This window comes from Bradyrhizobium cajani, assembly GCF_009759665.1.
Lineage (GTDB): Bacteria > Pseudomonadota > Alphaproteobacteria > Rhizobiales > Xanthobacteraceae > Bradyrhizobium > Bradyrhizobium cajani.
In genome coordinates, this window is sequence record NZ_WQNE01000035.1 from 33,776 (window position 1) to 47,164 (window position 13,389).

Consider the following 13,389-nt stretch of genomic DNA (forward strand, 5'->3'; position numbering starts at 1 on the left):
GTCTTCTGCTTAGCGGAAATTGCCCTTGGTCTCGGGGATCACGATCGCCCCGATCAGGTAGACCACGAACACACCGACCGCGAACCAGGCCAGCGACATCGGGATCTCCGCGGGGCTGCCGCTCACCAGCGAGACGAAGGTCGGCATCATGCCGCCCAGCGCAAAGCCGATGTTCCAGGACAGGCCCGTGCCGCTCGCCCGTAGCGCGGTCGGAAAACGCTCGTTCAGGAAGATCAGCACCGGCGCATAGCCGGCATTGCCGATGAAGGCGATGGCGAGCGCATAGAGCGTGATCTGCGTCGTGTCCTTGGTGGCCGCGAGATTCAGATAACACAGCGGCAGCAGCACCGCCGCGCAGACGCCGATCAGCAGGAACGTCTTCTTGCGGCCGATGCGGTCGCTGAGTGCGCCGATCAGCACGGCGGAGAAGAAAGCCGACACGCTCGCGCCCATCAGGATCAGCGACGAGGTCTGGTTCGGCACTGCGTTGATCACCTTCAGGAAGCTCGGCAGATAGCCCGAGGTCAGGTAGTAACCGGCGCCGCCGCCGAAGGTGATGAGCAGATTGACCAGCAAGACGCCGCGATACTCGCCCGAGAACACGTCCTTGACCGGCGATTTCGACACCTTCGCCTGCTTGTTGCCCTGCTGGCGCTTGAGCTCCTTGAAATACGGCGATTCCTCGAGGTTCCGGAAGATGAACCAGCCGAGCAGCGAGCTCAGCAGCCCCGAGAAGAACATGAAGCGCCAGCCCCACACGGCGAAGGCATCGCCGGGGAAGACCGAGGACGTGATCAGGAAGACGAAGGACGCGAGCAATGCGCCGATGCCGGCGCCGCCGCCGCCGACCAGGCCGGACATCGCCCCGCGCCATTGCGCCGGCACCGATTCCGTCCCGATCGTATGGGTCGAGGCCACGACGCCGCCGACGAACACGCCCTGCACCAGACGCAGGATCAGGAAGATGATCGGCGCGATGATTCCGACCTGCGCGATGGTCGGCAGCAGGCCGAAGGCCGCCGTGCTGAGGCCGACGCCGACAATGGCGATCAGCATCGCCTGCTTGCGCCCGTGCACGTCGGCATAGTGTCCAAACACCGCCGAGCCGAGCGGCCGCATCAGGAGCGTGACGGCGAACGAGCCGTACACTGCGGCGAGCGACAGCGCTGCATTGCTCGACGGAAAGAACAGCGCGCCGACGACCGGCGCCACGTAGAGCAGAATGAACAGATCAAACAGATCGAGCGCCCATCCGAGCACCGATGCGATGATCGCGTTGACCATCTGCTTGTTATCGGCCGATGCTTGCGCACCCGCGACCGGCATATCCATCTCAGCCATTTTGTTTTACCTCCCCCGTTTGAGTAGCGCCGCGGTCCGCGCCATTGCGAACCGCGGCAGTTCGTTGCATCGCGTATCAGCGGCCGACGAATTTCGGCGGACGCTTGGCATTGAAGGCTTCGACGCCTTCCTTGAAATCGTCCGACTGGCGCAGGCGGCTGTAGCAGTGACCTTCCAGCTCGATGGCGATGGCGAGCGTCGAGTCCTCGGTGTCGTTGAGGAGCTTCTTGGCGGTACGCTGCGCCAGCGGCGAGAAGGAGCGGAGCTCGTCCACGAGCTTGTCGGTCGCCTTCTCCAGCTCGGCGTCGGGCACGCATTCGGTGGCGATGCCCCAATCCAGCGCCTGCTTCGCCGAGATGCGCTTCGACCGCATCACGATGTCCTTGGTGCGGGTGATGCCGACCATCTTCTGGAGGCGCGCAGAGCCGCCCGAGCCCGGGATCTGGCCGAGCTTCTGCTCCGGCAGCGCGTACTGCGTGGTCTCCGAGGCGATGCGGAAGTCGCAGGCGAGCGACAGTTCGAAGCCGACGCCGAAGCAATAGCCGCGGTTGGCGACGATCACCGGCTTGGCGCAGCGCGCTGGTGCCGCGATGTTCCAGGCGAGCTTGGAGACGTGCTCGGGACTCGCCTCCATGAAGCCGCCGATATTGCCGCCGCTGGAGAAATGCTCGCCCTCGGCGCGCAGCACGATGATGCGGACGCGCGGATCCTCGTCCAGCGTCTCGAAGGTGAGCCGGAGCTGGTCGCGCTGCGGCATCGCCACGACGTTGTAGGGCGGACGGCCCAGGATGATGTCGGCCCGCTCATGCGCCTCGTCGATCTCGACCTTGAACCCGTCGAGCTTGGCGAGCCGGGGATCGGCAAATGTATAAGGTGACGGCATTTTCGTTTCCTTCTGTTGATGCGTGATGATCAGGCGGCGTCCGATGGCGGCAGGCGCTCGGCCTCGTATTCTCCGGCGACAAGCAATCGCCGCAGCAGCTTTCCGACCGGCGACTTTGGAATCGCGTCGACGAAGACGTAGCGGCGCGGCCGCTTGAAATTGGCAAGGCCGGACGTGCGGCAGAACTGCTCCAGCTCTGCTTCCGAGACGGGGCGGTTGCGCTTGACGAAGGCGGCGACGACCTTGCCCCACTTCTCATCGGCGATTCCGACCACCGCGACCTCGTCGACGGCGGGATGCAGCGACAAGCAGCTCTCGATCTCGACCGGCGAGACGTTCTCGCCGCCGGTGATGATCATGTCGTCGACACGGCCGGTGACGAACAGGTCGCCGGCGGGATCAATGAGGCCGGTGTCGCCGGTGAAATACCAGCCTTCGCGGAGCGACTTGGCGTCGGCCTCGGGGCGACGCCAGTAGCCTTCGAATGCCTCGTCGCCGGCAAGCGTTGCGATGATCTCGCCCTCCTCACCGACCGCGGCAAGCTCTGCAACCGAACGTGCGCCGATGCGCACGACCTTGACGTGCTGATTCAGGCCCGCCTTGCCGGCCGAGCCGGGTTTTGCTGCGGCGTTCTGGTCGATCGTGAAGGTGTAGATCTCCGAGCTGCCGTAATGATTGACGAACAGCTCCGGCTTGAACGCCTCGTTCAGCTTCTTCAGCAAGCCGTCGGTCATCGACGCGCCGGCGAAGCCGAGCTTGCGCACGCTGGAGACGTTGGTCGCGGCGAAGTCTTCGTGATGGACGAGATCGTGATAGAGCGTCGGCACCAGATAGAGGTTGGTGATCTCCTCCTTCGCGATCAGCGCCAGCGCCTGGCGGCTGTCATAGCGCGGCAGGCAGATGAAGCTGCCGCCGATCAGCGACATCGCGAGCAGCGAACGAACGCCCATGGTGTGATAGAGCGGCATCACGCCAAGCGTGCGCTCGCCGCGGCCATAGAGGTTCTGCGCGACGTGAGCGACCGCGGCCGCCCGCTCGGCGCGATGCCGCCGCGGCACGCCCTTCGGCCGCGAGGTCGTGCCGGACGTATAGAGCATGATCGACCAGGCATCGGCGCCGACGCGCGGCTCGGCATCCGGCGCAGTGTCCTTGATCAGATCGGCAAAGCCGGTCGCCTCGCCTGCTCCGGGATCGAGCGATACCCGCACCAACCTGCCGGCGTGCGCGGAGCCCTGCACCGCTTCGGCCGAGATATCCTGGTAGAAGACCGCGCAGGCTTCGGCGTTCTCGATGCAGTAATCGAGCTCGTCCGCCTTGGCGCGCCAGTTGATCGGCGTGATGACGAGACCTGCGAACTGGCAGGCCCAATGCAGCGTCGCGGCTTCCCAGCGGTTCTGCAACAGCGTGACGACGTGATCGCCGGGCTTCAGGCCAAGGCGGTCGAGCGACGCCACCAGCGCCGAGATTTTCTCATACCATTGCCGGTAGGTCAGGCGGAGATCGCCATCGACCAGTGCGATTGTCTGGGGATCGCGCGCGGCGCTGGCAATGAAGCTGCTGGCGAGATCAAGCATCTGACGTCTCTTTTGTGGGTGAAGCGAGCTGGGCGGCGGCTTCGAGCGCCGCCTGGATGATCGGGGTGTAGCCCGTGCAGCGGCACAGATGCCCGCTGAGGAGATCGCGGATCCCCGCCTCGGTCGGTGCCGGGTTCTCACCGAGATAGTGGTCAAGCGACATCAGGATGCCGGCGGTGCAGAAGCCGCACTGGAGCGCGTGATTGCGACGGAACGCCTGCTGCAGCACGCCGAGCCTGTCGGCCGAGGGCGCGAGCCCTTCCACCGTCCTGATCTCGCAGCCATCGACCTGCGCGGCGAGCGTGAGGCAGGACCGCGTCAGCATGCCGTCGACAATGACGGTGCAGGCGCCGCAGACGCCGTGCTCGCAACCGACATGGGTGCCGGTGGCGCCCAGTTGATGGCGCAGGAAATCGGAGAGCAGCATGCGCGGCTCGGCTTCCGCCTCGACGGGCTTGCCGTTGAGTGTGAAGCGGACGGCATGGCGCGCGTTGGAGTTAAGGCGGGTCATTGCAGCACCTCGCCGATCAGATCGCGGCCGATCATCCGCACGAGGTCGCGGCGATAGCGCGCGGTGGCGTGGACGTCGTCGCGGGCGCCGAGCTCATAGGCAAAGGCGTTGAGGGCATCGTCGAGCGCAGTTCCATCGAGCCGCGGCCAGTCTCGCGCGGTCGGCACGTCGGCAACGCCGCCGACGGCGAGACGCACGCCGGATGACGTCTTCATCGCGGCGCAGGCGACGATGGCGAAATCGCCATGCCGGCGCGCGACCTCGCGGAACGCGAAGCGTCCGTCGCGGGCGATCGGCAGCGAAATGCCCTCGATCAGCTCGTCATCGGCACGCGCCGTCAGCATCATGCCGGCGAAAAAATCCTTGGCCGCAACGCGGCGACGGCGTTTGGCGCTGCGGAGCAGCACCTCGCCGCCGAGTGCGACCAGCGTCAGCGGCATCTCGGCGCTGGGATCGGCATGGGCGAGCGAGCCGCAGACGGTGCCGCGGCTGCGGGTCTGCATGTGCCCGACCCAGGGCAGCGCCAGCGCCACCAGCGGCAGCGCCTCGGCAAGCGCCGGCCACGCCAACAATTCGGCCTGGCGCACGCTGGCGCCGATGACGACGGCATCCTTCTGCCGCTCGATCCGGCGCAGCTCCTTGATGCGCATGATGTCGACCAGGAGCTTCGGCTTGGCGAGGCGCATGTTCAGCATCGCCATCAGCGATTGCCCGCCGGCGAGTACGCGCGCGTCGCCGCCTTGCTGCGCGAGCGCTTCGAGCGCCTCGCTGGTCGTTGCGGCGCGGAGATAGTCGAATGCGGCGGGCTTCATCGGCGCCCCCCGAACAGGCTTGAGAGCTTCGCCAGCACCGCAAACAGCGAGAAACCGCTACCTGTCGTGCCACCGCCACCCGCCTTGCGGGCGAGCGCGGTGAAGAACTGGCCGATGATGACCCGCGTTGCACCGTCGAGCAGGCGGCCGCCGATGCTCGCGACCTTGCCGCCGATCGCGGCGTCATAGCTGTAGGTGAGCGTCGTTCCGCCCTGGCCGTCGGGCGCGAGCGTGATCCGTCCCTCGGCGCTGCCGAAGCCGAGCGCGCCGGTGGCACCGCCGCGCAGGGTGACCGCGTGCGGCGGATCGAGATCGAACAGCTCGACATCGGCGCGATAGCGGCCGGTGACGGGACCGATGCCGAGCGTGACGTCGGCACGGAAATGCGTGTCGGTGACCTTGTCGACGCGCTGGCATCCGGGGATGACGGATTGCAGCGTGGCGGGATCGAGCAGCATCGCCCAGACCTGCTCGGGCACGCCTTTCACCGCGGCCTGCCCTTCGCCGCGCAGCCGCCGATCGCCTTCGCGCATAGGCGCCGCGGTCACACCGCCCGCGGGAGGCGGCGGCTCGGCGCCGCGCACGAACTCCGCGAGCCGCGCCGGCACCAGCGGCAAGGTGATGTCGGCAACGCCGAGCGCATCCGCCACCGCATTGGCGAGGCAGACCGGCGTCGACATGCAATTGCCTTCGCCGACGCCCTTTGCTCCGAGCGGCGTAAACGGCGACGGCGTCTCCATGTGGAAGATCTCGGGCTCCGGCACCTCGGTGGTGGTCGGCAGCAGATAGTCGGCCAGCGTTCCCGTCAGAAAGCTGCCGTCGTCGGCGTAGGCGTATTCCTCGTAGAGCGCCGCACCAAGCGCCTGGGCGAAGCCGCCGCGGATCTGGCCGTTTACCATGCCGGGATGCAGGATGGTGCCGCAATCATGCATGGTGACGTAGCGGTCGATCCGCGTTTCCAGCGTAACGCGGTCGATCTCGACGCCGCAGAAGTCGAAGATGAAGCCGTGGCACAGCGAGGAGTTGATGCGGTCGTCCTCGTCGGGCGGCGTCAGCTCCGGCGGCGTCCAGAACACGGTCTCGCGGATGGTCTGCCCGGCATCATCAGGCAGCGAGCCCGGCGACCAGTGGCTGAGCGCGGCGACGCGGGAGAACGCGATCCGGTTCTCCGGGTTGTGCTTTGACGCGACGAAGCCCTTCGCAAACACGATGTCGCCCGCCTCGACATTCAACTGGCCGGCGGCGATGCGGGCGAGACGGCCGGCGACACGCTCGGCGGCGAGTTTTGCGGTACCCGCCACCGCCGCGGCAAAACGGCTGGCATAATTGCCCGAGGCGATCGACCAGGCGTCCTTGGCCGTGTCGATCTCGGTGTTGACGCGGATGTCCCCAGGCTGGAGGCCGAAGACGTCGGCGACGACCTGCGACAGCACGGTGCGATGGCCCTGCCCCTGCGGCACGGACGCGACGTGAACCGTGACGCTGCCCACCGGATCGAGGCCGACGGTGGCCGTTGCCTGCGCGCCGTTCTTGGGGCCCGCCTTGCGGCGCTCGGCCGCCGTCAGCACGGTCGTGATGTAGCCCATGTTGGAAACGCTGGGCTCGACCACCGCGGTGAAACCGATGCCGTAGAGACGCCCCTCGGCCCGCGCCGCGTCGCGTCGCGATTTAAGCTCCGCGAGCCTGCCCTGTTCGACCGCGCGCACGATCGCTTCCTGATAGTTGCCGGAATCGAGCAGGGCACCCGTCGCGGTGCGATAGGGAAATGCGCCGGCGTCGATCAGATTGCGCTTGATGACAACGAGCGGATCGAGACCGAGGCCTATTGCGATCCTCTGAACCAACCGCTCCAGCGCGAAATAGACCTGCGGTCCACCAAAGCCGCGGTTGAGGCCGGTCGGCGTCTTGTTGGTGACGACGACACGATTGCGGATTTTGACATGACGGATGTCGTAGGCGCCGGTCAGATTGCCGTGCATGCGGTAGAGCGTTGCCGGCTCGGGTGCGCGCAGATGCGCACCGCAATCCTCGACCTGGTCCCAGTCGAACGCGAGGATCTTTCCGTCGGCCGCGACCGCCGCGGACAGTGTCGTCGCGCGGTTGGTCGCCGACACCGACGCGGTGAGATGCTCGAGCCTATCCTCGATCCACTTCACCGGCTTACCCGCGACACGCGCGGCGGCGGCGATCAGCACGATGTAGGGAAACACGCCCTGCTTGACGCCGAAGCTGCCGCCGGAATCCGGCGGCGTGCGCAGCCGCAGCCGGTTGCCCGGCACCTTCAGCGCGCGCGCGATCACGGTGTGGATGCTGAACGGGCCCTGGAAATTGGCGAGAACCTCGAACGCATCCTCGCCCGCATCATGCGAGGCGATGACGCCGTAGGTCTCGATCGGCGTACAGGAGTTGCGTGGATACTTGATGTCGATGGAGAAGCGATGCGGCGCCTCCGCAAAAGCCTTTTCGGGGTCGCCGTAGCGGAAGGCGCGGTCGCTGGCGAGATTGCCGGGGAAGCCGTCATGCAGCACAGGCGCGCCGGACGCGAGCGCACCCAAGGGATCGACCACGGCGCCACGCGGGCGATACTCGACGTTGATGAGTTCGGCCGCGTCTTCGGCGCGGGCACGGTCGGTCGCTACGATCACGGCGACGGGCTCGCCGACATAGCGCACGCGGTCCATGGCAATGGGCCAGCACTCGACCGGCGCCTTCACGCCGACGACCAGGCTCGTGGTGACGGCCTTGACGTCGCGACCGGTCAGAACCGCGGCAACGCCCGGAAGACGCCTTGCGGCCTCAGTATCGATCGAGAGAACATCGGCATGCGCGTGCGGCGAGCGCAGGATCGTCGCATGCAGCGTACCAGGCTGAACGCCGAGATCGTCGATGAAGCGGCCGCGGCCAGAGAGCAGCGCGGCGTCCTCGACGCGCTCGATCGAACGCCCGACCCACGGCCTGTCGCCACTCTGATCGACTGAACTTGCGGGCTTGACCGCAGCCTGCACCATGTCCCGGCATACCTCCCGACGCGTTCTTTGACGCGACGGTGACGTTTGTCAGCACAGGGGTGCGGGGGCCATACCGCCCGCTCTCACGACTTACCAAATCGTCTCATTTGCAGGCGCGTGCGGCGCAATATCAGCCCGCAAGACGCGAGACGTTGCGAAACTCGCGCGGACTGACGCCGGCGTGGTCGCGGAAGAAACGCGTGAAATGCGCCGGCTCCGGAAAACCGAACCGCTCGCTGAGCTCGCCGAGCGGCGTGTCCTCGCGCATCACCGCATCGAGCGCACGCTCCATGCGGACGACGTTGAGATAGATCTTCGGCGAGACGCCGAGCGAGGTCTCGAACAGGCGGAAGAATTGCGCGCGCGACAGCCCCGCGCCCTTCACGAACTGATCGACGCTGCCATAGGAGTCCTGCACCCGCATCGCATCCATCGCGCGGCGAATGCGCCAGTCGCAGCTCGCCGCGCTCATGCCGCGGATCGAGGTCGGAAAGCTGCGCCAGGGCGTGAAACGCTCGATCACCGCGATCATCAGGTCGGATAGCGTCTGCTCGTGAGTCCGCACCGCGTCCGGGTTCGCCATCATCTCCGCCGCGAGATGCAGCGTCAGTTGGCGGATGCGTGGCGACACTTCGCCGGAGGGACGCTCGAAAAAGCCCGGCGCGCCGCTCGCGGCCCAGCCGGGACGGAACTCCTTCAGCCATTCCGGCTCGATATAGAGCGCCATGATGAGCGTGCGCGGGCGATTGACGTCATGCACATAGGCGTGCGGCTTCCAGCCGTCGACGAGCACCGCGGCCGTGTCAGTCAGCGGCGTGACCTGGTCGCCAACCATGAACTGGGTGTCGGCGCCCTCGACCTTGAGCAGGACGTGGCAGTGATGATGGGCGTGGCGGACCAGCGAACGGTCCATGTCGAGCAGAGCGACCCTGCCGAAAGCGCCATGAGCGATGCGCAGGGCCGTCGACATCAGTTCCTTCCTCCCAGCATTGCGCTGCAAAACGATTGGTCTATTGGCGCGGCACTATAAGCAGCACCCGCTTCATATTCCAACGGCGCAAACCGACGCAAGTTGCTTCCGGGCGGTAACCCGCTCATGTCCGCGCCGCCGCAAGAAGGCGCGCGACCGCGGCGCTCGGGTCGGCCTGCAAGGCGGTGGACAGATCGACCTCCTCCTCGCCCTTGACGCGGATACGCTTGAAGGCCAGCTCGGGCGCGCTGACCGGCGCGGTCGCATCCAGGCCCATCTTGGCGCTGATGCCGTTGTCGGTGGTCGGATCGAGCTTCGAGCCGAGCGCGCCGGCGACGACCATGAGGTCGCGATCGGCCTGGAAGCGCGTCGCCACCGCCCACTCGATTTCCTCGGACGAGGAGATGTCGACGTCCTTGTCCACAACGACCACCTGCTTGATGTCGTAATGCGCGCCGAAGGCGCACATCATGACGTTCTTCGGCTCGCCGTCATTGGTCTTGTCCATCCTGATCGCGAGATGATAGCGGCAGGTGCCGCCGCGCGTCAGGCGAACATCGAGCACGTTGGGAAAGCTGCGGCGCAGATGCTGGACCAGCGTCGCCTCGCGCGGCACGCCGCCGAGGATCAGATGCTCGAAGCCGCCGCCGACGATGGTGTGGAAGATCGGCGCCTTGCGATGCGTGATCGCATCGACCTCGATCACCTCGCGATTGGCGCGCGGACCGTAGTATTGAGGGAATTCGCCGAACGGCCCCTCCGGCTCGCGCACGCCCTGCAGAATGCGTCCCTCGATGACGATTTCCGCATGGGCGGGAACGCGGACCGAATTGGTGCGGCACTTGACGACGTCCACGGGTGAGCCGAGCAGCGCGCCGGCAATCGCCATCTCGTCCTCGTCAAGCGCAGCGATCGCCTGCGACGCCAGCAGCAGCGCGGGATGTGCGCCGATGACGATCGCGATCTCCAGCGCCTGCCCCATCTCCTCCGCGAGGCGATAGTAGGAGAACGTGTGTCGCGGCAGCAGCAGGACGCCGATGCGGTCCTTGCCGGAGATCTGACAGCGGTGGATCGAGACGTTCTGCACGCCCGTCCTGGGATTGCGGGCGATCAGCAGGCCCGCCGTGATGTAGGGGCCGCTGTCGCGCTCATTGTGCTTGGGCACCGGAAGCTGGCGGAGCAGGTCGACGTCCTCATGGACGACCTCCTGCACCGGCCCGCTCGCGACCTCGCAGGTGGGCATCGGATTGCTCGCAGCGGCAAGGAAGCGCGGCAGCAGCTGGTCCTCGGTCACGCCGATGGAGTCGGCGACCCAGTCACGCCCGGCGAAGAGATTGGCGACCACGGGGATCTCGTGCCCGTCGGGGCGCGGAAACAGCACGGCACTGTCGCGCTCCAGCCGCTTGGCGATTGCGGCGAGCTCGTCGGTCAGCGCGATGCCCTCGCGGGCGATCGCGAGCTTGCCGCGATCGGCGAGGTAAGCGAGCCAGGCGCGCAGATCGGACGGTGCATTGGCGCCTTTGCTGGCCGGGTTTTCCATTCGCATGTGACTATCCTCAAAAACCTTGAATCAGGGCGCGATCCTGCGCAGCGTCGGCGAGCGGCGCTTGAGCGCCTCGTCCTCGCCCCAGCGGCGCACGATGCCGATATCGATGTCGAAGAGATCAAGTACGCGGCCGACCGTGTGCTCGACCATGTCGTCGAGATTCTCGGGCTTGGCGTAGAAGGCGGGCACGGGCGGCGCGATGATCGCGCCCATCTCGGACAGGGCGGTCATGGTCCTGAGATGGCCGGTGTGCAGCGGCGTCTCGCGCACCATCAGCACCAGGCGGCGGCGCTCCTTGAGCACGACATCGGCGGCGCGGGTCAACAGGGTCGTCGTGACGCCCGAGGCGATCTCGGACATCGAGCGCATCGAGCACGGCGCCACGATCATCCCGGCGGTGCGGAACGAGCCGCTCGCGATCGAGGCGGCCATGTCGTCGATGGCATGGCTGACATTGGCGAGCTCCCTCACCTCCGCGATCTTCAGGTCGGTCTCGTAGGCGAAGGTCTGCTCGGCGGTCTTCGACATCACCAGATGCGTCTCGACGCCGGCATTGCGCAGCAGTTGCAACAGGCGCACGCCATAGGTGACGCCCGAGGCGCCGGAAATGCCGATGATCAGCCGCTTGGGCGTGTCCTGCATAGGTTGTTTCGCTCCCTCGAGTCGGCCCCCTTGCGGGCACGCGATCCGCCGCAAGACTAGGCATCCGCATCCATCAACACAAATAATGATTGATTATGCATTCGATCATCTGAGATGATGATGCGGGGAGCAAAGGTCGGCAAGCGAAGGACGGTCCGTGGAACTCAGGCAGATGCAATATTTCCTGTGCCTCGCCGAGGAAAAGAACGTCACGCGGGCGGCGCGCCAGCTCAACATCGTGCAGCCGGCGCTGAGCATGCAGATCGCCAAGCTCGAGGCCGAGCTCGGCCAGAAGCTGTTCGACCGCAGCGTCCAGGGCATGACGCTGACCAGTGCCGGTGAGGCCCTGGTGCGGCTGACGACGCCGATCGTGCGCGACGCGGAGTATGCGCGGCAGGAGATGGCCCAGCTCGGCGGCCGCATCTCGGGCCGCGTCTCGGTCGGCCTCATCACCTCGGTCGCGCAGAGCACGATGGCGAGCTCGTCGGCGACGGTCGCCAGCCGCTATCCCGACATCACGCTCTCCGCCTGCGAGGGCTACACCGAGACGCTGGTGGACTGGGTCAACACCGGCCAGCTCGATTTCGCACTGATCAACGTGCCGCGCCGAAAAACGCCGCTTGCGGCGCATCACATCATGGACGAGGAGATGGTGTTCGCCTGCCGCAAGGACAGTCCGATCAAGCCGCCGGCAAGACTGCGCTTCGACCACATCGCGAATTTCGACCTCGTGCTCCCCTCGAAGCGCCACGGCCTGCGGCTGATCCTGGAAGAGCAAGCCGCCGCCGTCGGCATCGACCTGCGGCCGCGGCTCGAGCTCGACACCCTGCCCGCGCTCTGCGACGTGATCGCGACCACCGATTTCGCAACGGTGCTGCCGACCATCGCGCTCCGGCAATCACTAGCGAGCGGGACCATCCGGGCCCACCGTTTCGACGAGCAGCGGATCGTGCGTTCGATCGCCTGGGTGCACCACCCGCGGCGAGCGGTGTCGGTCGCGGCCAAGGCCGTGCTCGACGTCATCAGCCACGATCTGGCGCAAGCTGCAGCCGTGGCACGAGAGTTCGTGGTGCCCGCCTCCGGAGGCGCGGGCTCGGTATCCCGCAAGGTGCACAGAAAGCCGCGACGGCGAGCTGGTTAGAACCGATCGAGATTCGCGCGGTCTGCGTTGAAACCCGCGATCGCGGGCCAGATATTACCTGCACCCGGCCCATCGCCTTCGGACTCATCACTGCCCGCCATGCCCTTCTTCAGGCTCAACGACGACCATATTCTCCCCGACGATCTCGGGGATTTCGATCCCGAAACCGTGCCGCGCACCCTCGCCGCCTTCGGCGGTCACATGGTCACAAAGGGCATGGAGCTGGCGAAGCACGCGCATCGCAAGGACGAACTTGTCCTGACCTTGCGGGGCATCGTCAGGCTGGAGGCCGGACACGGCGTCTGGATCGTGCCGCCACGCTGTGCGGTGTGGATTCCCGGCGGTGTCCCGCACAGCGTGAGCGTCGCAGGCGATGTCGAGATGTATTGCCTGTTCGTCGAGCCGGACGCGGCATCAAGGCTGCCGCGGCAATGCTGCGCGCTGTCGATCTCGCCCCTGCTCGCAAGCTTGCTGGTCCATGCCACCCACATGCCTGTCATGTACGATGTCGACGGCGCCGACGGCCGGATTGCCACGGTGCTGCTCGACCAGCTCGCGCTGGCGCCCGTCGAGGAGCTGCGCTTCCCGATGCCGGTCGATGCCAGGCTGCGCCGGATCGCGAGCGCGATGATAGCAAATCCCTCCGACCGCGCGACGATCGCCGATTGGGGCCGGCGTATCGCCGTCGCCCCACGCACCCTCACCCGCATCCTGCAACGCGAGACCGGCATGAGTTTTGGCCGCTGGCGCCAGCACCTCCACATCCTCATCGCGCTTCAGCGTCTCGACCAGGGCGCCTCCGTGCAGGCCGTCGCGCTCGATCTCGGCTATGAGGGCGCGAGCGCCTTCGTCACCATGTTCCGCAAGGCGCTGGGCAAGCCGCCGGCGCGGTATCTGGCCGAACGCCGCATCGGCGCACACTGACCGGAAATCGCAATCGATTGTCCCGTTCGCGGAATGC

General features: G+C 66.6%; 11 protein-coding genes. 2 read left to right on the forward strand and 9 right to left on the reverse strand.

The genetic code is table 11. The annotated features are described in order from the left end of the window. Positions 1-9 precede the first annotated feature (9 nt). The 9 genes from GPL20_RS31280 to GPL20_RS31320 all read right to left on the reverse strand — a co-directional run bounded on the left by GPL20_RS31280 (position 10) and on the right by GPL20_RS31320 (position 11,287). A complete protein-coding gene (locus GPL20_RS31280; RefSeq protein ID WP_157335029.1) occupies positions 10-1,341 on the reverse strand; it encodes an MFS transporter in 1,332 nt (443 codons plus the stop codon). 76 nt (positions 1,342-1,417) lie between these two features. Beyond that, positions 1,418-2,224 (reverse strand): enoyl-CoA hydratase/isomerase family protein, encoded by an 807-nt coding sequence (locus GPL20_RS31285; RefSeq protein WP_157335031.1) that lies wholly within the window; start codon positions 2,222-2,224, stop codon positions 1,418-1,420. Between the two features lie 29 nt (positions 2,225-2,253). Beyond that, entirely contained in the window at positions 2,254-3,798 is a 1,545-nt protein-coding gene (locus GPL20_RS31290) for an AMP-binding protein (RefSeq protein ID WP_157335033.1), read from the reverse strand. After that, on the reverse strand, positions 3,791-4,309 hold the full coding sequence (locus GPL20_RS31295; protein WP_157335036.1) for a (2Fe-2S)-binding protein: 519 nt from the start codon (positions 4,307-4,309) through the stop codon (positions 3,791-3,793). The genes GPL20_RS31290 and GPL20_RS31295 overlap by 8 nt, the downstream gene beginning before the upstream one ends. Continuing rightward, entirely contained in the window at positions 4,306-5,121 is an 816-nt protein-coding gene (locus GPL20_RS31300; RefSeq protein WP_157335038.1) for an FAD binding domain-containing protein, read from the reverse strand. The genes GPL20_RS31295 and GPL20_RS31300 overlap by 4 nt, the downstream gene beginning before the upstream one ends. After that, positions 5,118-8,129: a xanthine dehydrogenase family protein molybdopterin-binding subunit gene (locus GPL20_RS31305; RefSeq protein ID WP_157335040.1), complete on the reverse strand. Its 3,012-nt coding sequence runs from the start codon at positions 8,127-8,129 to the stop codon at positions 5,118-5,120. Before GPL20_RS31305 ends, GPL20_RS31300 begins: the two co-directional genes overlap by 4 nt. A gap of 130 nt (positions 8,130-8,259) precedes the next feature. Further along, positions 8,260-9,099, reverse strand: a complete 840-nt coding sequence (locus tag GPL20_RS31310; protein ID WP_157335042.1) for a helix-turn-helix transcriptional regulator — start codon at positions 9,097-9,099, stop codon at positions 8,260-8,262. A gap of 124 nt (positions 9,100-9,223) precedes the next feature. Further along, entirely contained in the window at positions 9,224-10,645 is a 1,422-nt protein-coding gene (locus GPL20_RS31315; RefSeq protein WP_157335044.1) for a UbiD family decarboxylase, read from the reverse strand. A 24-nt stretch (positions 10,646-10,669) separates the two neighbouring features. After that, on the reverse strand, positions 10,670-11,287 hold the full coding sequence (locus GPL20_RS31320; protein ID WP_157335046.1) for a UbiX family flavin prenyltransferase: 618 nt from the start codon (positions 11,285-11,287) through the stop codon (positions 10,670-10,672). Positions 11,288-11,459: 172 nt separating this feature from the next. Here GPL20_RS31320 and GPL20_RS31325 point away from each other — a divergent pair, with 172 nt between their 5' ends. Together GPL20_RS31325 and GPL20_RS31330 are read left to right on the forward strand one after the other, a co-directional pair. Next, the gene (locus GPL20_RS31325; RefSeq protein WP_157335117.1) at positions 11,460-12,428 is read left to right on the forward strand and encodes a LysR family transcriptional regulator; all 969 of its coding nucleotides are present in this window, start codon (positions 11,460-11,462) and stop codon (positions 12,426-12,428) included. Positions 12,429-12,527: 99 nt separating this feature from the next. After that, positions 12,528-13,352, forward strand: a complete 825-nt coding sequence (locus GPL20_RS31330) for an AraC family transcriptional regulator (RefSeq protein WP_157335048.1) — start codon at positions 12,528-12,530, stop codon at positions 13,350-13,352. Positions 13,353-13,389 lie beyond the last annotated feature (37 nt).

Coding starts and splice junctions, on each gene's coding strand:
- GPL20_RS31280 (WP_157335029.1), bottom strand. CDS start 1,341: ATGGCTGAGATGGATATGCCGGTCGCGGGTGCGCAAGCATCGGCCGAT.
- GPL20_RS31285 (WP_157335031.1), bottom strand. CDS start 2,224: ATGCCGTCACCTTATACATTTGCCGATCCCCGGCTCGCCAAGCTCGAC.
- GPL20_RS31290 (WP_157335033.1), bottom strand. CDS start 3,798: ATGCTTGATCTCGCCAGCAGCTTCATTGCCAGCGCCGCGCGCGATCCC.
- GPL20_RS31295 (WP_157335036.1), bottom strand. CDS start 4,309: ATGACCCGCCTTAACTCCAACGCGCGCCATGCCGTCCGCTTCACACTC.
- GPL20_RS31300 (WP_157335038.1), bottom strand. CDS start 5,121: ATGAAGCCCGCCGCATTCGACTATCTCCGCGCCGCAACGACCAGCGAG.
- GPL20_RS31305 (WP_157335040.1), bottom strand. CDS start 8,129: ATGGTGCAGGCTGCGGTCAAGCCCGCAAGTTCAGTCGATCAGAGTGGC.
- GPL20_RS31310 (WP_157335042.1), bottom strand. CDS start 9,099: ATGTCGACGGCCCTGCGCATCGCTCATGGCGCTTTCGGCAGGGTCGCT.
- GPL20_RS31315 (WP_157335044.1), bottom strand. CDS start 10,645: ATGCGAATGGAAAACCCGGCCAGCAAAGGCGCCAATGCACCGTCCGAT.
- GPL20_RS31320 (WP_157335046.1), bottom strand. CDS start 11,287: ATGCAGGACACGCCCAAGCGGCTGATCATCGGCATTTCCGGCGCCTCG.
- GPL20_RS31325 (WP_157335117.1), top strand. CDS start 11,460: ATGCAATATTTCCTGTGCCTCGCCGAGGAAAAGAACGTCACGCGGGCG.
- GPL20_RS31330 (WP_157335048.1), top strand. CDS start 12,528: ATGCCCTTCTTCAGGCTCAACGACGACCATATTCTCCCCGACGATCTC.